The 20152-nt window shown below is 41.7% G+C and carries 22 protein-coding genes; 17 read left to right on the top strand and 5 right to left on the bottom strand.

The window, feature by feature from the left end; genetic code table 11:
* Positions 1–20: 20 nt before the first annotated feature.
* Complete coding sequence (locus tag BA81_RS10910) at positions 21–872, bottom strand: DegV family protein (protein WP_024425073.1); 852 nt, start codon at positions 870–872, stop codon at positions 21–23.
* A gap of 139 nt (positions 873–1011) precedes the next feature.
* Here BA81_RS10910 and BA81_RS10905 point away from each other — a divergent pair, with 139 nt between their 5' ends.
* Complete coding sequence (locus tag BA81_RS10905; protein ID WP_024425072.1) at positions 1012–1854, top strand: YitT family protein; 843 nt, start codon at positions 1012–1014, stop codon at positions 1852–1854.
* Between the two features lie 14 nt (positions 1855–1868).
* A complete protein-coding gene (locus BA81_RS10900) occupies positions 1869–2324 on the top strand; it encodes a BsuPI-related putative proteinase inhibitor (RefSeq protein WP_024426502.1) in 456 nt (151 codons plus the stop codon).
* 51 nt (positions 2325–2375) lie between these two features.
* On the opposite strand, the gene BA81_RS10895 is transcribed toward BA81_RS10900, so the two are convergent.
* The 3 genes from BA81_RS10895 to BA81_RS10885 all read right to left on the bottom strand — a co-directional run bounded on the left by BA81_RS10895 (position 2376) and on the right by BA81_RS10885 (position 3617).
* Positions 2376–2567 (bottom strand): DUF3813 domain-containing protein, encoded by a 192-nt coding sequence (locus tag BA81_RS10895; protein ID WP_024425070.1) that lies wholly within the window; start codon positions 2565–2567, stop codon positions 2376–2378.
* The gene (locus BA81_RS10890) at positions 2564–2716 is read right to left on the bottom strand and encodes a hypothetical protein (RefSeq protein ID WP_008348539.1); all 153 of its coding nucleotides are present in this window, start codon (positions 2714–2716) and stop codon (positions 2564–2566) included. The genes BA81_RS10895 and BA81_RS10890 overlap by 4 nt, the downstream gene beginning before the upstream one ends.
* 88 nt (positions 2717–2804) lie before the next feature.
* Positions 2805–3617 (bottom strand): Cof-type HAD-IIB family hydrolase, encoded by an 813-nt coding sequence (locus BA81_RS10885; RefSeq protein ID WP_024425068.1) that lies wholly within the window; start codon positions 3615–3617, stop codon positions 2805–2807.
* A gap of 137 nt (positions 3618–3754) precedes the next feature.
* On the opposite strand from BA81_RS10885, the gene BA81_RS10880 reads away from it, so the two are divergent.
* From BA81_RS10880 to BA81_RS10820, 13 genes are all read left to right on the top strand, one after another.
* Positions 3755–4540 carry an alpha/beta fold hydrolase gene (locus tag BA81_RS10880; protein WP_034282104.1) on the top strand — a complete coding sequence of 262 codons (786 nt, stop codon included), beginning with the start codon at positions 3755–3757 and terminating at the stop codon, positions 4538–4540.
* 46 nt (positions 4541–4586) lie between these two features.
* Entirely contained in the window at positions 4587–4895 is a 309-nt protein-coding gene (locus BA81_RS10875; RefSeq protein WP_024425066.1) for a metal-sulfur cluster assembly factor, read from the top strand.
* Between the two features lie 123 nt (positions 4896–5018).
* Positions 5019–6464 carry an FAD-binding oxidoreductase gene (locus BA81_RS10870; protein WP_034282102.1) on the top strand — a complete coding sequence of 482 codons (1446 nt, stop codon included), beginning with the start codon at positions 5019–5021 and terminating at the stop codon, positions 6462–6464.
* Positions 6461–7009 (top strand): MFS transporter, encoded by a 549-nt coding sequence (locus BA81_RS10865; protein WP_034282100.1) that lies wholly within the window; start codon positions 6461–6463, stop codon positions 7007–7009. The genes BA81_RS10870 and BA81_RS10865 overlap by 4 nt, the downstream gene beginning before the upstream one ends.
* A gap of 137 nt (positions 7010–7146) precedes the next feature.
* On the top strand, positions 7147–8184 hold the full coding sequence (argC, locus tag BA81_RS10860; protein WP_034282098.1) for an N-acetyl-gamma-glutamyl-phosphate reductase: 1038 nt from the start codon (positions 7147–7149) through the stop codon (positions 8182–8184).
* A gap of 22 nt (positions 8185–8206) precedes the next feature.
* Positions 8207–9427 (top strand): bifunctional ornithine acetyltransferase/N-acetylglutamate synthase, encoded by a 1221-nt coding sequence (gene argJ, locus BA81_RS10855; RefSeq protein ID WP_034282096.1) that lies wholly within the window; start codon positions 8207–8209, stop codon positions 9425–9427.
* A 14-nt stretch (positions 9428–9441) separates the two neighbouring features.
* Complete coding sequence (argB, locus tag BA81_RS10850) at positions 9442–10218, top strand: acetylglutamate kinase (RefSeq protein ID WP_025093396.1); 777 nt, start codon at positions 9442–9444, stop codon at positions 10216–10218.
* Entirely contained in the window at positions 10215–11366 is a 1152-nt protein-coding gene (gene argD / locus BA81_RS10845) for an acetylornithine transaminase (protein ID WP_034282094.1), read from the top strand. Before argB ends, argD begins: the two co-directional genes overlap by 4 nt.
* A gap of 71 nt (positions 11367–11437) precedes the next feature.
* Positions 11438–12499, top strand: coding sequence for a carbamoyl phosphate synthase small subunit (locus BA81_RS10840; RefSeq protein WP_024425061.1), 1062 nt, complete (start codon positions 11438–11440; stop codon positions 12497–12499).
* Complete coding sequence (gene carB / locus BA81_RS10835; protein ID WP_034282092.1) at positions 12492–15572, top strand: carbamoyl-phosphate synthase (glutamine-hydrolyzing) large subunit; 3081 nt, start codon at positions 12492–12494, stop codon at positions 15570–15572. Before BA81_RS10840 ends, carB begins: the two co-directional genes overlap by 8 nt.
* A complete protein-coding gene (gene argF, locus BA81_RS10830; protein ID WP_034282091.1) occupies positions 15569–16519 on the top strand; it encodes an ornithine carbamoyltransferase in 951 nt (316 codons plus the stop codon). The genes carB and argF overlap by 4 nt, the downstream gene beginning before the upstream one ends.
* Before the next feature lie 102 nt (positions 16520–16621).
* Positions 16622–16801: a YjzC family protein gene (locus BA81_RS10825; protein WP_008348517.1), complete on the top strand. Its 180-nt coding sequence runs from the start codon at positions 16622–16624 to the stop codon at positions 16799–16801.
* Between the two features lie 163 nt (positions 16802–16964).
* Positions 16965–18230, top strand: coding sequence for an MFS transporter (locus BA81_RS10820; protein ID WP_034282089.1), 1266 nt, complete (start codon positions 16965–16967; stop codon positions 18228–18230).
* Positions 18231–18342: 112 nt separating this feature from the next.
* Here BA81_RS10820 and BA81_RS10815 read toward each other — a convergent pair whose 3' ends face one another.
* Positions 18343–18537, bottom strand: coding sequence for a YjzD family protein (locus BA81_RS10815; protein WP_003211779.1), 195 nt, complete (start codon positions 18535–18537; stop codon positions 18343–18345).
* Between the two features lie 212 nt (positions 18538–18749).
* Here BA81_RS10815 and BA81_RS10810 point away from each other — a divergent pair, with 212 nt between their 5' ends.
* On the top strand, positions 18750–19490 hold the full coding sequence (locus BA81_RS10810) for a hypothetical protein (RefSeq protein ID WP_024425057.1): 741 nt from the start codon (positions 18750–18752) through the stop codon (positions 19488–19490).
* A 73-nt stretch (positions 19491–19563) separates the two neighbouring features.
* A complete protein-coding gene (locus BA81_RS10805) occupies positions 19564–20139 on the top strand; it encodes a hypothetical protein (RefSeq protein WP_034282088.1) in 576 nt (191 codons plus the stop codon).
* Positions 20140–20152: the final 13 nt, after the last annotated feature.

Genomic DNA, 20152 nt, shown 5'->3' with positions numbered 1-20152 from the left:
GGGAAGGGTGCTTTTTATGATCATTTGCCTGTAAAAAAGATCGCAAGCGTGCTAGGCCCTGAATGGGACCCAACAGCGGCACCGATGATCTGAATATCAATTTCCTTTGGATGAAATTCGGCTTCGATCAGCTGTTTCATGTCTTCCGCCAGTGCAGGATCATCACCATGACTAATACCGACCGTTTGGTTCGACCAATCCGTTCCTCGTTCTTTCATTAGTTCAATAATGCGTTTCAGCAGTTTTTTACGTCCGCGGATTTTTTCAAGCGGGATGAGTTTTCCATCTTCGACATGTAAAATGGGCTTAATACTTAACAAACCGCCAACAAATGCGGACGCTTTACTGATTCTTCCGCCCCTTGCTAAATACGATAAATCGTCTACAGTAAAAATATGTTGTAAAGATTCACAAAAATGCTTTACAGACGTTTCAATTTCTTGTATTGTATTTCCGTCAATGGCAAGTGATTGAGCGTGTTTGACAGCAAGCCCATAGCCGAGTGAAGCGCATTTAGAATCGATGATTCGTAAATCAAAATCAGGGTATTCTTCCTTCACTTCGTTTGCCATCATCACAGCTGTCTGGTATGTACCTGAAAGCTCTGATGAAAAAGCGACATAGATAGCAGATGTATGGGTTTGAGCGGCAGAAACAAAGGTTTCCTTGATCCGGTTTGGTGAAGCCTGTGACGTTTTTGGACTGGCTCCTTGTCTCATCGCATCAAATACTTGTTTTGGTTCAATGGTGATCAAATCCTCAAATTCCTGCTCGCCAAGCAATACGCGGAGCGGAATGAGCGTTATGTTATGTTCATCATAATAAGAAAGAGGCAGATCAGCAGCACTGTCTGCTATGATATGAACAGTCATATAAATCCCTTCTTTCTAAAAAATAAGCCATATTTTACATCTTTTTAGCCTAACTATATCATAGAAATCATCTTTTCGTGTTCAAATTCTAAATTTTAGGGAAAACCATAGAGAGAATGGTAAGTGGAGGAATGACAACATGTTCATTGGAGAAGCAAAAAAACTCATTGTCGTCGTTATTGGTGCATTACTCAATGCGATTGGACTGAATTTATTTTTAATCCCAGCTGACGTATATGCAAGCGGTTTTACAGGGGTAGCCCAGCTGTTATCCAGCTTAATCGATCAATATGCGCCATTTTATGTATCAACAGGGATTCTATTATTTATTTTAAACATTCCAGTCGGCATTTTAGGCTGGATGAAAGTTGGCCGTTCCTTTACTTTGTACAGCATCATCAGTGTTGCACTGACGACCATTTTCCTTGGCATTTTACCAGAAACGAGTGTTTCCCACGATATTTTATTAAATGCTGTGTTTGGCGGTGTCATATCCGCAGTAGGGATTGGGATTACGCTCAAATACGGGGCATCGACAGGCGGACTAGACATTGTTGCTATGGTTTTAGCGAAGTGGAAGGATAAACCAGTTGGCACGTATTTCTTCATTTTAAATGGAATCATCATTTTTACAGCAGGATTATTACAAGGTTGGGAGAAAGCATTATATACCCTTGTCACATTATATGTGACCACAAGGGTCATTGATGCCATCCATACAAGACATGAGAAGCTGACCGCGATGATTGTCACGAAGAAAGCAGATGAAATCAAAGAAGCCATTTACGGAAAAATGGTCAGAGGCATTACGACTGTACCTGCAAAAGGCGCATTCACCAACGAGCAAAAGGAAATGATGGTGATCGTTATTACAAGGTATGAGCTGTATGAACTTGAACAAATTATTAAAGAAGTCGATCCAAAAGCCTTTACAAATATTGTACAGACAACCAATATTCTTGGATTTTTCAGACGAGATTAAAAGGTGGGTAGCAGATGAAAAAAGGGTTTGTGCTTCTCCTCATTCTATTGGTTTTAGCCGCTTGTGGACAACAAAAAAAGGATGAACCAGACAAGGAGGTATCCGGTCAAATGGGAGAAAAAACGGTTGAGCTCACAGTAGACCCCGTCCAGAAAGGTTCTTCAGTTCAATTTAACATGTCACTGAAAAATGAATCAGACCGAGATTTTGAATTTACTTTTAACACAAGCCAAAAATTCGAGCTTAGTGTGTATGACGAAAACGGGAATGAACAATACCGCTATTCGAAAGACCGTATGTTCACACAGGCCATCCAAACTTTTGTGCTGAAAAAAGGCGAGGCCTATGATTTTCAAGATACATGGTCAAACGGTGTAAAGCCCGGAACATACGAAGCAGTCGTAACGTTTAAAGGAAAAGCAGAAGGGCTGAAACAAATCACGGAGAAGAAAACATTTCAAGTCAAATAAGCGAGGGAATCAGAAAAAGCTGTCCACATTAGGTGAACAGCTTTTTTTATGTTAGAGATCATCGAGCAAGTCTTGGAAGGTATGCAGCTGGTTTCTTTCTGCATCTGTCGAATTGGCAAATGCAGAGGATACGGCATTTTTCGCTCGCTTGACTGCCTGCTGACGCTCTAACCCAGATGAAAATGAAGAAGTAAGAGCTTCTTCAGTAAACGATTTGGCTTGATCAAAAAGTTCGTTTCTCACAATGAACCTCCAGAAGCATCAGTCTTCATATTTCCTCTGTCTTCGGCCGCCTCTTCAAGTGTCGAACGGTAAGGAAAACGTGCGTCATGAAGACTGACTGAATCTTTACCTTGTTGTATAAAGCGTTTCGATTTGCTTCTTTTACCCATTCGGAATCCGCCCCTTTACACAAGCTGACAGGACAACCTGTCTAACGGTAGTATGCCCGCTTTCATCTGCTATGTATGAATGGAAAAATTAAAGCGAGAAGTAATTCGTTAGAAACTTTGCAATCCCATCTTGTTCATTTGTATCAGTGACTTCATTTGAGACACGTTTCACGGCATCAATTCCGTTGCCCATTGCTACACCGCATCCAGCAAATTCAAGCATTTCTAAATCATTGTCTTCATCTCCGAATGCCACAATCCGCTCCTTAGGAACACCGTAATAATCACTGATCTTTTGCAGTCCAACGGCTTTGTTCATGCCTGTTTTAATGATTTCAATCACGTGCCACGGGGCAGCCCAGCGCCTGTGATCAATCACTTCTGCATGAACATCTGATAAATAGCTTCGAATGGCTCCGACGTCCTCTTCTTTTGCATGAATTAACACGCTCGTCACATTCTCTCCAAGGTTGTCCCTAAGGTCTCCAACAGTGACTTTGTTTGCATTCATATTAAAGATATCAATGAGTTTTTCATCATGATAATGGAAATACAAATCGTCTAACACTTCAGCTAAGACATTATGCACTTTATATTCTTCACTAATGTCTACAAGCTGTTTGACTACTTGAAGATCAAGTGACGTATGAAATCTGCCCCATTTTTCATCAAGAGGATGATGGACAAACGCTCCGTTAAAATTCACAATGGGTGAATCAAGCTGTAATTGCTGATAATAAGGAGAGCTGGAACGAAATGGTCGGCCTGTTGATATACAGACGTGATGCCCGCTGTCTCTCACTTTTTGAATGACGTCAAGTGTATGCGCAGAAATGGTTTTATCATCTTTTAATAATGTGCCATCCAGGTCAAGTGCGATTAGATAAGGTTTAGTCTCCATAAAATCTCCTTTGATCTGTAAGTGATAGGAGGCAATTCATGTTAGCGCCTCTTTCTATAGTGTATCTTTATCACATCTTTGTTGTCTACATGTTAAAATAAACAAAGACGGGAATGATAAAGGAGGATTCATAGGCTGTGATCACCATTGATGAGCAAATTACGCGCGATATTCCATTTTTACATATCGTAAAAGCTGAAAATAAAGACAAACCGCTGCCGCTTGTATTTTTTATTCACGGATTTACAAGTGCACGCGAGCATAATTTACACTTTGCCTTCCATTTGGCGGAAAAAGGCATGAGAGTCATTTTACCTGACTGTGCTTATCATGGTGTAAGATCAGAAAACCTCAGCTTAGAGGAACTGGCATCAAAGTTCTGGGAAATTGTCCTGAACGAAATTCGTGAAATCGATATACTCAAAACATACTTTCAAGAAAAACAATTGATTGAAGCCGATCTGATAGGCGTTGCGGGTACATCCATGGGCGGCATCACCACCTTTGGTGCACTTGCCAAGCATGATTGGATCAAAGCCGCTGTCAGCTTGATGGGAAGTCCAAACTATACGACATTTCTAAAAGCACAAATCATGGACATGCGTCACAAAGGGTTGATGAAAGACATTACAGACGAAGAGGTTCATCTGCAATTAGACGCCCTGCGCCCATATGATTTAACGCTGCAAACAGATCGATTAAACAAAAGACCGCTGTTATTCTGGCATGCAGAAAACGATCCTGTCGTCCCTTACCGGCACGCAAAAACTCTATATGATGAGTTAGTAGCCACACAATATAAGCAGGATCCGCATCTGATTCGTTTTATCACTGATGGACAAGCTGGACATAAGGTCTCAAGACAAGCGATGTTCGAAACGATTGACTGGTTTGAGACACATCTGAAAAGCACAAACGTTTAGTCATAAGAAAAAGTACGTTATACTAATGGAAAAAGGAGTGGATATCATGGATGAAGCATTGAAAGAAAATATTTTAGGCGCCCTAGAACAGGTGATTGACCCTGAGCTGAATGTCGACATCGTCAACCTTGGACTTGTCTATGATGTCGATCTTGATGAGAATGGAAAAGCGGATATCACCATGACCTTAACATCAATGGGTTGTCCTCTTGCACCAATTATCGTAGACGAAGTCAAAAAAGCATTAAGTGATCTTCCAGAAGTAAAAGAAACAGAAGTTCACATCGTATGGAATCCCCCTTGGACACGAGACAAAATGTCAAGATACGCAAAAATCGCGCTCGGTATTCAATAAGCACAAAATGAAAAATGCCTGGTATGAGTTGAACTCATGCCAGGTTTTTTTATGAAAAATTAAGGTGGAGGAAGAGAGTAGCTTGATATAATGGATGTAATTTTATAGAACGGAGTACCTATCATGAAACAAAAATGGCTATGGATCGTTCTTTTGATCGTATATGCTGCTGCATTTCTTATATCAATCACTATACGAGAAGGCCAAGTACACAAAAAAAAGGATCTTGAGGCTTTTACTGATGTCAGTCATCTCATGCCTGTCAAAATCAAAAAAGTTGTTCAAGGGAAAGAGATAGACACATTAAAAGAAGTATTGAAAGAAGCAAAAGCTAAACACCTGCCAATTTCTATTGCCGGAAAACAGCATAGCATGGGCGGCCACACATATTATGAAAACGGCATCGTGCTCGATATGACGGAATTCCGCCAGATTTTAGCGTTTGATCCAAAAAAGAAAACGATTCGGGTTCAAAGCGGTGCTACATGGGATGATATACAAAAATATGTGAATCCATATGGCCTAGCTGTGAAGGTGATGCAATCGCAGAATATCTTTACAATTGGCGGATCTTTAAGTGCAAATGCACATGGACGTGACATTCGCTACGGGTCACTCATTGATACGGTACGTTCCTTTAGGCTGTTAAAAGCAAATGGTGAGATTGTCACAGTAAAGCCAGGTGATGATTTGTTTTCTGCGGTCATTGGGGGATACGGATTGTTCGGTGTCATTTTAGATGCTGATCTTTCTTTAACAAAAAATGAATTATATAAAATGGAGACAACCTCTCTAGATTACGATGAGTATACGGATTATTTTCAAAAGCATGTCAAACACAATAAAGAAGTACGCATGCATCTTGCCAGAATCTCAACAGCAAAAACAAACTTTTTGAAAGAAATGTATGTGACGAATTATTCCCTCTCTTCAGATCAAAAAAACGAATCATATCAAGAGCTGAAAGAAGATCAACTCGTTATGCCATTGAAATTTATGCTCGGCCTTTCAAGGAGATTTGATATGGGGAAAGATCTGCTCTGGAATTTGCAAAAGAAGTATTTCCTAAGTCAAAATGATCAGCTGATCACAAGAAACAATGTGATGCGTTCTGATTCTGCCTTTTTGGAATATGAAAATGAGTCAGACACAGATGTGCTGCAGGAATATTTCGTCCCAGTTGACCGTTTTCGTGCGTACATCGATGACATGAGAGCCTTTTTACAACAGGAAGATTTGAATCTAATGAATATCACAATCCGCTACGTTCAAAAAAATGAAAAAGCGGATCTCTCATATGCGAAACAAGATATGTTTGCCCTTGTGCTTTTAGTGAATTACGGGTTCGAAAAAGAAGAGAAGGCGGAAGCAGAGCGGATCATTCGAAAAATGACAGATATCACGCTGCGGCACGATGGAAGCTATTACTTACCGTACATGCCTTATCAAACGAAGGCGCAAATGAAGCGGGCTTATCCTAAAACCGATGTATTTTTCCAAAAGAAAAAACAAGCAGATCCAGATGGCACGTTTACCAACTACTTTTATGAGAGGTACAATACACAATGAATGCAAAAGCAATGAAATGGTTCGTCTACTCTCAAAGTCTGCTGTTTTTCGCCAGCAGTTTGATATTCCCCTTTTACATTCTTTTTATTAAAAATGTTGGATCAAGCTATTCACAGTTTGGACTCGCCTATGGTCTGTTTGGTTTAAGCGGTGCGTTTATTCATTTACTTTTAGGAAAACTGCCAGAAACCACCGACAGGCGGCTCTTTTTAATCATTCATTCGTTCGGTATGGCGTTTCTTTTGCTGCTTTTTCCGCATATAACAGAAGTGGAGCAAGTGTATATCATTCAGCTTGCACTTGGTGCGCTGGGCGGCTTTCAAAAACATGGGGAGAAACTGCTTGTCACTGATCTGACAACAAAGAATAAAAGAATGAAAGAAGTCGGTCACTATCATTTTTGGACAGCCCTATTTTCATCCATTGCCATTATGCTTGGCGGCCTGTTTGCTGATTTCTTTACCGTTTACTTCATTTTTTATGCAAGCTCCATATTATATTTATGCAGTGCACTCATGGTCCTCTATATCAAAAACGAAAGATAAATCCGCATGTCTCATGAAGATATGCGGTTTTTTTGTTGAAAAAAAATGAAAACAAATATTAAATATACAATTGAATTAATTTTTATACATGTTATAATGTTAAATAATTTCACAAAGATCAAGAGGGTGTATTGACGTTGAAAATAGGTATTATAGGTGCTACAGGGTACGGTGGTGCGGAATTGGTTCGTATCTTCAAGCATCACCCGCATGTGGAGGAATGTATATTGTATTCATCAAGTGGTGATGGGCAATCATACAGTCAATCTTATCCGCATCTGACAAACATGACTGACCAAACATTAAAAGCCATTGACCCGGCTGCCATTGTGCAAGAGACAGATGCTGTGTTTTTAGCGACACCAGCAGGCGTATCTAGTGAACTGACACCAAAGCTGATGAATCAAGGAGTGCCGATCATTGATTTATCAGGTGATTTGCGCATTCAAGATGGAGCAACCTATGAAGCTTGGTATAAACGAAGGGCAGCGGATGCAGCATCTGTCCAGCAAGCGGTGTACGGTTTATCCGAACTGAATCGTGACAAAATTCAACAGGCTGAAGTGATTGCCAATCCGGGCTGCTTTCCTACCGCAGTTCTTCTCGGTTTAGCACCGCTCATCAAACAGAATGTCATCGATGAATCCATGATTATAATAGATGCAAAAACAGGGGTGTCCGGTGCCGGACGATCTGCCTCACTTGGCACGCATTTTTCAGAACTAAACGATAACTTTAAAATTTATAAGGTGAATGAGCATCAGCATACGCCAGAAATAGAGCAAATATTAAGAGAATGGAATCCGCAGACGGCGAACGTCACATTTTCTACGCATCTTGTCCCGATGACAAGAGGGATTATGGCGACGATGTATACACAATTAAAAACAGATGTCACAAAAGAAGAATTGATGAAGCGAATGAAAGACTTTTATGAAGATTCCTATTTTGTCAGAGTGAGAGATCACGGCGTTTATCCACAAACGAAAGAAGTATACGGCAGTAACTTCTGTGATATTGGCTTTCATTTAGATGAGCGAACAGGGAGACTGACAATCGTGTCGGTCATAGACAATCTCATGAAAGGCGCGGCCGGCCAAGCGGTTCAAAACTTCAACATCATCAAAGGCTTACATGAAGAGGCGGGCCTCACAATGACACCTCTTTATCCATAAGAGAACAGGGGAGACAACAAACATGATCGAATTGAATGAAAAAAGCATTGTCAAAATAGACGGTGACGTATCATCACCAAAAGGCTTTGAAGCGAAGGGGATTCACATTGGCTTGCGCTATTCAAAAAAAGACCTTGGCCTCATCGTCAGCGAAGTACCAGCAGCAAGTGCAGCGGTCTACACACAAAGTCACTTTCAAGCTGCGCCTCTCAAAGTCACACAACAAAGCTTAAAAAAGACAGGACAATTAAAAGGTGTCATTGTCAATAGTGCTATCGCCAATGCATGTACTGGTGAGCAGGGATTAAAAGACGCATACGACATGCGGGCAGCCTGTGCAGATATGTTAGGTGTAGCACCTGATTACATTGCTGTTTCTTCTACTGGTGTCATTGGGGAATGTCTGGAGATGGATAAAATCAAAAAGGGCATCGCCGATTTAAAAGAAGCAAAAGCCGAAAAAGGCCATTTTGAAGAAGCGATCTTAACGACAGATACTGTCATTAAAAATACAGCATACACTCTTACGATAGACGAAAAAGAGATTATCATTTCAGGCGCAGCAAAAGGCTCTGGCATGATTCACCCGAACATGGCGACAATGCTTGGCTTTGTCACAACAGATGCAAATGTTGAACAGGAAGCCTTACAGCAAGCGCTTCGTGACATTACGGATGTGACCTTTAATCAAATTACCGTCGACGGAGAAACTTCGACAAACGATATGGTGCTCGTGATGGCAAATGGCATGGCAGAAAACGATGCACTAAATGAAGAGCATCCAGAATGGCCATTGTTTAAAGAAGGATTAAAACTAGCTTGTGAGGATTTAGCCAAAGAGATTGCGAGAGATGGAGAAGGCGCAACCAAATTAATTGAAGCAAAAGTCGCTGGTGCTAAAAATAACTTGGAAGCCGGCATCATTGCAAAAAAAATCGTTGGTTCAAGTCTTGTTAAAACTGCCGTATATGGTACGGATGCCAACTGGGGACGAATCGTTGGAGCCATTGGTCATAGCGCAGCTTCCGTCACACCGGAAGAGGTAGAAGTCTATTTAGGCGGACAATGTTTGTTCAAACACAATGAACCGCAGCCATTCTCAGAAGAGGAAGCAAAAGCATATCTAGAGCAGGATGAGATTACGATTTTCATTCAAATGAGTGAGGGGAATGGTGAAGCAGCAGCATGGGGCTGTGACCTTACCTATGATTATGTGAAAATTAACGCGAGCTATCGCACATAAAGAAGGAGATAGACATGAATAAAACGATCGTGTTCAAGTGTGGAGGCAGTGTCATTCGAGAACTTTCAGATACCTTTTATGAAAATGTCCGCTCACTTCAAGCCGCTGGATTTAAACTGGCTATCGTGCATGGCGGAGGACCTGAAATCACCGACATGCTGCAAAAATTAGAAGTGAAAACAGAATTTGTTGACGGGCAGCGTAAAACAACGAAGCCTGTGTTAGAGGTAGCCGAAATGGTTCTCTCGGGAACGGTCAATAAATACTTTGTGTCAGAGCTCGCAAAGCATGATATTTCATCTGTCGGCGTATCCGGTAAAGATGGGCAGATGCTTGTCGCCGATTTCCTTGATCAAGACGTTTACGGGTACGTTGGTGAAATCAAAGAAGTTCATCCAGAAATGGCAGAAGCACTCATGGAAAAACAATTCATTCCTGTGATTGCGCCGCTGTCTATGACGGAAGAATGCCAAACCTTAAATGTGAATGCCGATTTAGCAGCATCAGCTGTCGCCGGAGCCATGAAGGCTGATAAGCTTATGTTTGTCACAGATGTTGAAGGCATTTTAAAAAATGGTGAACTATTAGATGTCGTCACCGAACAAGAAGCCCTTTCACTCATTGATGAAGGCATTATTTCCGGGGGAATGATTCCAAAAGTACAATCCGCATTGAGTGCTTTATCAGGTGATGTGGATGAAGTGATGATCGTAAATGGCAAAGGCAGTATCTTTACAGGAGAAACCTTTAAAGGAACAAGAATTGTGAAACAAAAGGAGGCGGTCCTGTGAGTCATCTCTTTCAAACTTATGGACGGTGGAATGTTGAAATTAAAGAGGCAGCAGGTTCTTGGGCAGTCGATACAAATGGAAAAAAATATTTAGACTTTATACAAGGCATTGCGGTTACAAATTTAGGCCACAATCACCCAAAGGTCAATGAAGCCATTAAGGAACAGCTTGACCACGTCTGGCATGTATCAAATCTATTTGAAAATGGACTGCAAGAAAAAGCAGCAGAAAAGCTGGCAGAAAACAGTTCAGGGGATCTCGTGTTTTTCTGCAATAGCGGGGCAGAGGCAAATGAAGGTGCCATTAAATTAGCACGTAAAGCGACAGGGAAAACAAATATCGTCACATTTTTGCACTCTTTCCATGGGCGCACGTATGCTGGTATGGCTGCGACAGGCCAAGATAAAATCAAAACTGGCTTTGGTCCTATGCTAGAAGGCTTTCACTACGTACCGTTTAATGATCCAGACGCTATGTCAGCGTGTGAAGTCGATGATGTGGCAGCGGTGATGCTGGAGGTTGTGCAAGGTGAAGGTGGAGTGAATCCAGCGACACCAGAATTTCTAGAAGCCGTTCAAGCATTTTGCAAAAAGCATGAAGCACTGCTGATTGTAGATGAAATCCAAACCGGTATCGGTCGAACAGGAACAGCATTTGCGTACGAAGAGACGTGTCTTGACCCTGATATTATCTCTTCGGCAAAAGGGTTAGGAAGCGGCTTTCCAGTTGGTGCAGTCATAGGGAAAAAAGCTCTAGGAGATGCATTCTCGCCAGGTTCACATGGTACAACATTTGGTGGAAATATGCTTGCCATGGCGGCTGTGAATGCGACACTCGATGTCATTTTCAAAGAAGAGTTTCTTTCAGAAGTGAAAGAAAAGGGTGATTACCTGTTAGAAAAGCTGCAAAATGTCAAACAGCTGAATATCGTAAAAGAAGTGCGGGGAAAAGGATTGATGGCAGGTATTGAATGTGATCAGCCAGTCGCCGGCTATATCACAGCTCTTAGAGAACAAGGGCTGCTGGTGCTTCCAGCTGGTCCGAATGTCATTCGTTTATTACCTCCGCTGAATGTGAAGAAAGCAGAGCTGGATCAAGCGATCGAAACAATTGTTCAAGTATTAGCCAATAAAACAGTTTCGGTGTAAATTTTTTTTACAAACAAACGTATAAAAATGCATTTATATCATTAATTATTCAATTTTGGGGTGACATAAGCATGAAGGGTTATTTAAATTTAGAAGATGGAGCCTCTTTTGAAGGAGATCTGACAGGAGAAGCTGGCATCACAGGTGAAGTGGTCTTTTTTACAGGTATGACAGGTTATCAAGAGGTGCTCACAGATCCTTCCTATAAAGGTCAGATCATTGTTTTCACTTATCCGCTGATCGGAAATTACGGCATTAACCATGAAGACTTTGAGAGCAAGAAGCCTCAAGTAAAAGCGGTAGTTGTTTACGAGGCAGCAGAGCATTTTTCACATCATCTTGCAGCGGTCAGCTTAAAAGATTATTTACAAAAGTGGAATATCCCGCTTCTGACACATACAGATACGCGCGCAGTTGTGCAAAACATCCGGGCAAATGGAACGATGAACGCTGTGCTCAGTGTAGACGAAAACGAAACGCCGCCTGCAATGAAACAAGACAATGTCGTCGCACAGGTGACAGATAGCGAGATCTACACACAAGGCAGCGGTGAGGAGCATGTGGCGCTCATTGATTTTGGCTTTAAAAAATCAATTGCAGATTCGCTTGCAGCGCGCGGCTGTAAAGTAACCGTCATTCCATATAAACAAATGGAAAAGGTATTTGAGATCAAGCCGGATGCGATCCTCTTGTCAAACGGACCTGGAGACCCGAAAACCATGACACCGTATTTAAAAACAATTCATGACATCATGATGTCATTTCCGACACTTGGGATCTGCCTAGGTCACCAATTAATCGCTCTTGCACTTGGCGGAGATACGTATAAGCTGCCATTTGGCCACAGGGGAGCGAATCATCCTGTTCAGGATACAGAATCCAAACGTGTCTTTATGACAAGTCAGAACCATAGCTATGTTGTGAATGAAAAAAGCATGAATGACAAAGAAGTGGATGTGAAATTCCTTCATGTCAATGATGGATCTGTAGAAGGATTCATTCATAAAGAAAAGCTGATTATGTCAGTTCAATTTCATCCAGAAGCACACCCAGGGCCTGCTGAAAGTGAATGGGTATTCGATGATTTTATTGAGAAAGTGAAACAAGCAAGGAGAGAAGTCGCACATGCCTAAAGATCAAAGCATACAAACCATTCTAGTCATCGGGTCTGGTCCAATCATCATTGGTCAGGCAGCAGAATTTGATTACTCAGGAACACAAGGATGTATGGCCTTAAAAGAAGAAGGCTACAAAGTCATCTTAGTGAATAATAACCCAGCAACCATTATGACAGACGAGTCATTTGCTGATGAAATCTATTTTGAACCGCTTTCAGTTGATTCAGTGACAAGAATTATTGAAAAGGAAAAACCAGATGGTCTTTTAGCCAACCTTGGCGGACAGACGGCTTTAAACCTTGCTGTCGAGCTGGAAAAAGCCGGTGTGCTGAAAAAGCACGGGGTGACTCTGCTCGGAACGTCAGTTGAAACCATTGAAAACGGTGAAGATCGAGAGAAATTCCGTGCTCTCATGAAGCATTTGAACGAACCTGTGCCGGATAGTGAAATTGTGGATAATGCGGAAGATGCTCTTCAATTTGCAAAAGAAGTCGGCTTCCCAGTCATCCTAAGACCAGCATACACACTTGGCGGTAAAGGCGGCGGAATCGCTCTAACAGAGGAGGCGTTTAAGCCGCTCATTGAAGGAGCTCTTTTAGCGAGTCCGATTCACCAGTGTTTAGTTGAAAAAAGCATAGCTGGCTTTAAAGAAGTCGAATATGAGGTCATGAGAGACCGTCAAAATACGTGTATCACGGTATGCAACATGGAAAATATCGATCCAGTTGGTGTGCATACAGGAGACTCGATTGTCGTTGCACCTTCCCAAACATTAACGGATCAGGATTATCAAATGCTCCGTTCAGCGAGCCTGAAAATCATTTCAGCGCTGGATGTAGTCGGCGGCTGCAACATTCAATTTGCCCTTGATCCACTCAGTAAAGAATACTTTGTCATTGAGGTGAATCCTCGGGTCAGCCGTTCTTCTGCTCTTGCATCAAAAGCAACAGGCTATCCGATTGCGAAAATGGCAGCTAAGCTTGCGGTGGGTTATACGCTAGACGAATTGAAAAACCCGCTCACAGGTACAACCTATGCTAGTTTTGAGCCGGCACTAGATTATGTTGTCGTGAAATTCCCGCGCTGGCCGTTTGATAAATTTAAACAGGCAGACCGTCAATTAGGCACAAAAATGAAGGCGACTGGTGAAGTCATGGCGATTGATCGGAATTTAGAGTCAGCCATTCAAAAAGCAGTTGCATCACTTGAAATTAAAACGAAGGGCTTCCACCTGCCAGAACTGAAAGAGCAATCGACAGAACAATTATTTGAACTCATCAAAACACCAGACGATCGCCGGTTTTTCGCTGTTATGGAGCTTCTTTCAAGACAAGAAACGGTTGAAACGATTCATCAAACGACGAAAATTGATCGATTCTTCTTACATGTGTTCCAGAATATGATTACGCTCGAACAAGAATTGAAAGATCATAAGGGGACGCTATCAAAAGATACCTTGAAAAAGGTAAAGGAAAAGGGTTTCCTTGATGAAACGATTGCTCTTCTTACGGGTCACACGGAAGAGTCAATCAGGCAGCTTCGTCAAGAATACGGCATTGCTGCTTCATTTAAAATTGTCGACACATGTGCGGCGGAATTTGATGCTAAAACGAATTACTTCTATTCCACGTACTTCGGCAAAAGCGATGGTGAACATCAAGAAAAAACAAAGCGGCGTGCACTCATCATTGGCTCTGGTCCGATTCGAATCGGGCAGGGGGTCGAGTTTGATTATAGCGCTGTTCATGGCGTTCTGACCTTGCAAAAGCTTGGATTTGAAACCATCATGATGAACAACAATCCAGAAACAGTCAGTACTGATTATGAGATTGCAGATCGTTTATATTTTGAGCCGATTACATTAGAGCACATCCTAAACGTTGTGGAAGCAGAACAAATTGATTTTGTCATTGTCCAATTTGGCGGACAGACTGCGATTAACGTCGCAGAAGGCTTAGAAAAAGCCGGTGTCACATTGTTAGGTACGTCCTTTGATACGCTGGATGCACTTGAAGACCGCGATTTATTCTATCAGCTTCTTGATGAACTGAATCTTCCTCACGCAAAAGGAGATACGGCTAATTCAAAAGAAGAAGCACTCGTACATGCGAAAAGCATCGGTTACCCTGTATTAATTCGCCCATCATATGTCATTGGCGGAATGGGAATGATCGTTGTTCAGTCAGAAGCACATTTGGCATCACTGCTTGATCAGCCAGATCATTTGCCATACCCAATCTTAATTGATGAGTATGTCACGGGAAAAGAAATTGAAGTGGATCTTATTTCTGACGGAAAAAAGGCGTTCATTCCAACCATCGTAGAACATATTGAGAAAGCGGGCGTGCACTCAGGTGACAGTTTTGCCATTTTACCAAGTATCTCAATCAGTGAAGACATCAAACAGCAGGTGCATACCGCGTCTGAACAAATAGCGAAGAAATTATCATTCAAGGGCATTATGAATATCCAATTTGTCATCAAAGGGGATCAGGCGCTTGTATTAGAAGTGAATCCGCGGGCAAGCCGGACTGTACCAGTCGTCAGTAAGGTAATGGGCATTGATATGATCCCAATGGCCACTCAATTATTAGCTGGTGCATCGCTTGAAGGACTAAACCCTGCAACGAAAAACAAAGGAGGGACAGCGGTCAAATTCCCAGTGTTCTCATCACATGCCATTCAAGATATCGACCTCAAGCTGACACCTGAAATGAAAGCGACTGGAGAAGGAATGTGTGTAGGCAAGAACGCCGAAAGCGCATTGAAAAAAGTATTTGCGCCGATCTGGAAGCAAAAAGGAAGCCTTTTTATACAAGGCAGCGAGCAATTGATAGATGAAGCGAAGCATGCAGGCTTTGACGTCTGGACTGGCAGCTTTGAATCTTGGCTGCAGAATGAAGATAAATCCCTTCATATTCATTTAGGAGAAGATGAAGAAGCAAAAGAGCAGCGTGTAAAAGCACTCACACACGGCGTTCAAGTCCTAACCGAATATGAAACAGTTCAAGCATTCCTGCAAGGAAAAAATGGAGATGTATCACCAGTATCGCTCCATGAATTATATAAAAAGGAAGTGACGGCATGAGTCAAGTCGACGTGCAACCGGCATTATACGGAAAAGACTTTTTATCATTAAAAGATTTCTCAATCCATGAGATTGCATATTTAATTGAAAAAGCGGAAGAAATGAAACAAAACCCATATCAAGATTTATTCAAAGGAAAAACGTTAGCGATGATCTTTGAAAAATCTTCAACTAGAACCCGTGTCTCGTTTGAAGCGGGGATGACGCAGCTAGGAGGACATGCGCTCTTCCTCAGCTCAAATGATTTGCAAATTGGCAGAGGAGAAACCATCAGTGATACAGCTCAGGTGCTGTCTGGTTATGTCGATGGTATTATGATTCGAACCTTTGAACATGAGAAGGTTGAAGACCTTGCACAATACGCGTCTATTCCAGTCATTAATGGATTAACCGACTACTCACATCCATGTCAGGCGCTTGCTGATTTATTAACCATTAAAGAAACAAAAGGTACTTTAAAAGGAATCAAAGTGGCTTATATCGGTGACGGAAATAACGTGGCGCACTCCTTGATGGTAGGCTGTGCGCAGCTAGGCTGTGACATTGCGGTTGCATCACCAAAAGGCTATGAACCACTTCAAGAAGTCACAGACACTGCCCGTGAGTTTGCAAAACAATCAGGGGCAGAAGTGACCGTGACAACAGATCCTGTTGCAGCTGTAAAAGATGCAGATGTTATTTATTCAGATGTGTTTACAAGCATGGGGCAGGAAGCAGAAACAGAGAAACGTCTTGCTGAATTTAAAGAATATCAAGTCAATAACGAACTGATGAGTCATGCAGCAAAGGATTATATTTTCCTTCATTGTCTCCCGGCACATCGCGGGGAAGAAGTGACGGCAGATATTATTGACGGGCCGCACTCAAAAGTATTTCAACAGGCAGAAAACCGCCTGCATGTGCAAAAAGCGTTAATGAAAGAACTTATGTATCAAACATCCAAATAAATCCAAGTGTCCCTGACTCGTATGAGCAGGGACTTTTTGCATAAAGGATTGGAGAGGCAAGGGACGGGACATAATAACATCAATCGAGAAAGGAGGATGAAAATGGGTCAGCAGCATCAGTTTAAATCAGGGAATAAAGCACCGAATAATGGTGTGTATATCGAGATCGGTGAAACTGGCAGTATGGTGAAAGATCCTTTAAAGATTAAGCTTAAAGCAGGCGATGTCTTTCCTGATAACTCGAACCATAATCGTGTTTGGACCTACCAAAGAAAGCCGTAAGCAATTGACTAAGAGTCAGCAGGAATAAGACTTTAGAGGCATGTGTCATGCCTCTTTTTTCTTTATAATAAAAAACAATTAAGTTCAAATTTTCAAATAAATAGTATGAAAAAGAGAGAACTTAAGGTAAAATATGTAATATATTGTTGAAAGGATTTGTGTGATGGAAAAGATGAATCTCAGTGAAAGTGTTTGGAATAAACGCTTCACCTCATTATTCATATCAAGACTCATTAAAAACACAGGGGAAAGTTTTGCTTTTACATCCGTCCTTTGGCTATTGATTTTAAGAGGGGATGGAGCGCTCGGTACAGGACTTCTTCTAGCAGTAACGGTTCTCCCTTCATCTTTGTTAGCCCCAATTTTAGGACCTCTTATGAAAAAGCACCATTTGTCTAAATGGATGTTCGCTTCAGATGTTGTTCGAGCAACAATTGTACTCATTATTCCACTTCTGCACTTTTCGCATCTATTGCCTCTATGGTTATTGATTTCATTAATGGTTATTCAATCGGCAACAGGTGCAGCATATAATCCAGCTTCGGTGGCGATCTTACCGCAGATTGTTCCAAAGCATCTCATTCAAAAAGCAAATGCAATCCTGCAATCTTCTTTTGAGATTGTTGCACTTGCAGCAGTCATGGTAGCTGGTCTTTTGGTTAAATTAATTGGACCTGCAGATACTCTGCTGATCACCACTGCTTTATTTGTGATTTCTGGTCTGTTTATTATCGGGGTCAAACTAAAGAAAACCGATGAAGAAAAAGCAGCGGGCATTAAACAAGCGAAGAATACATATTTGTATAACTTAAAAAGAGGGTTTCTCGTTGTCAAAAACCATCACATTTTATTTGCGCTCACGCTGTATTGTATCTTAATGAATGTCGCAGCAGCTCCGTGGCAGGCACTGTCAGCGGTATACGTAGCAGAAGCGCTGCAAAGCGACTCCATGGTGTATTCCATTTTAAGAGGTGTTGCCGCAGTTGGCGCGTTTATGATGGGCTTTGCTCTGGCAAAGGTGAAAATTAAGAGATTTGGTTTGTTCTTTATTGTCGCTGGCATGATTGAAGGGGCTGCGTTCTTTATGACAGGGATGAGTACATGGCTGCCGGTTGTTCTGCTTGCTTCCTTTATTTTCGGAGCTGCTGTCAGTGCGATCAATGTGCCGGAAATGGTCATTATTCAAACATCTGTTGACCAAGAGGATCAGCCGCAAGTATATGCTGTGATCAATGCCTCATCAAATGTCTTTCTCCCGCTTGCAGCTGTCGTATCAGGCGTCCTGGCAGAAAGATTTGGAGCGGGACCTGTCATTGCTGGCGGAGGAATCCTTGAAATTTTATCAGGTATCGCGATCTTCCTGTTTACAGGGCTTGCGAAAAGCCATTTGACAGAGGACAAACAGAAGTCCGAAACCGTCGAGGTATAAACAATAAAAACCCCCTGTATGTTTAAGGCAGGGGGTTTTAGCGTGCCGCAATCACTCTGAAAAGAAAGAAAAAAGAGCTAAACATCAATTTAGCTCTTTTTCACAAGTCATATTAAGAATGTTTTGTTGAACTTTCCGTTTCTTTCATTGGACTTACTTCAGCAAAGATGAATAAAATAACCGTAAACACAACTGCAAGAATGGAAGTGAGCGTAAAATCATAAGCAGCTCCATTCATAGAGGCAACGATGTAACCAGCCATATGTGTCAGCAGAAAAGTCCAAATGAGGGTGATAATATAATGCATAATCCCACCGTCCTTTATGTAACAATCTATTGATTATCATACCATAGATGCAAGTGAAGGGAAAAGACTGTTTTCCGCCTTTATGTGACCATTTTAAGACCTTCTGCTATAAAAATAAAAAGAATTCTTCTGTCTTTAGGGGATTTCCTTATTCCTACAAGAGTTGTTGTTCATATCATAGAAAGCAGAATCACTGAAAGGAGGCTGGCCATATGGGTGTAAGCGAACGTTTTTTCCAGCTTGGTTCCCAGTGGAACATCATTCACCTTCCTCAAAAACCAAATGGCTTTGGCATTCTAATCCTCGGTGACCGAAATCACTTTGTGCAGGAAAATACATCATTCTGGCTTCAGCATTATGGAAGAAACCAGCTTTTAACTGCCTTAAAGGATGAAGGATATACATTGTTTAATAGTCATCTTCATGGGAATCACTGGGGATGCGAAGATGCTGTTTTTAGTGCCAAGCAGCTCGTGCATCACACACTAAAACAAGAAATATTAAACCGGGAAATTCATGTGCTCGCAGAGGGAATGGGTGCACTTGTTGCTATGAGCCTTGCTGAGGAGATGCCTGAAGTACTAAGGTCCATTGCGATGGTGAATCCATGTCTGAATCTGGATGCACAACGAGAAAGAGAAAAGGAACACAAATTCTTTTATAAGCAGCTGCTCAAAGAGTTAGCAGAGAGCTATGGCTGTTCTGAAAAGGAAGCTGAAACGTATCCACTGCCTTCTTGTCCTGTTCATTCTGCTCATGTACCGATTCATATATGGCAAAGGCTAAACGGCGCACCTTATGCATATGAACTTCACGCAAAGCCTTTTATTGATCAGCATATGAAAAATCCAGAACATTGTCAGGTCGATCTCACGCTGCATATGTTTGATCATCCGAGAAGAATCTTTCAATCCATTCACAAGTTTTATAAATCGCATGAAAGAGAATTGTGATGAATAGGATGATAACAGCCCTTCATAGAAAGGGCTCTTCTTTTTATTCGATATTAAAAAAGGGGACGTGAACATGGAAACAGGACTGATCATAGGGGCAGATGAGTTTTTTGGCCTGACACTTTGTGAATATATGATGAAAGAGGGCATTCAAGTGGATATCACGCGTCCTCATGATTTTAAAGAAGAACAAAAGGCACTGTTAGAAGAGCGGATGATGTGGCTGGGCAGAAATGATCTCGTTCGTGTCATTGACCTTCAGGATAGCAAAGACACGTATGACCTCATTTTTATTCAATCAGAGGAACCGCATAACAGGCAGAAAGACATCAAAGCAGAGCATGGCATGTACCAGATTCTTTATGAAAAACCTGAAAACGAATCAGCGAAACAGAATGTGCCGGCAGTTATTCTTCCTCGCATGTTCGGACCATGGACACTCAATGAAGATCAAACAAAGCGTGCAGATTCACTTTTTGTAGAAGATGTGGCAAAGGAATTGTTACAATGGGCTTCGGACACAGGTCAAAGACAGGACATGACGTATGAATTGAAGGTAGAAAGCCAAACAGATGACAAACAAGCAGAAGACATGATTGCAGAATGGAAAAGACAAAACTCAACATTTTTCGACAAAAAGCAAGAATGATCTTCCATCTTAT

Origin of the sequence: Bacillus safensis FO-36b, assembly GCF_000691165.1 — a bacterium.
Classification (GTDB): Bacteria; Bacillota; Bacilli; order Bacillales; family Bacillaceae; genus Bacillus; species Bacillus safensis.
The sequence above is the reverse complement of the archived record's forward strand: the minus strand, read 5'-3'. Positions and strand labels throughout refer to the sequence as shown.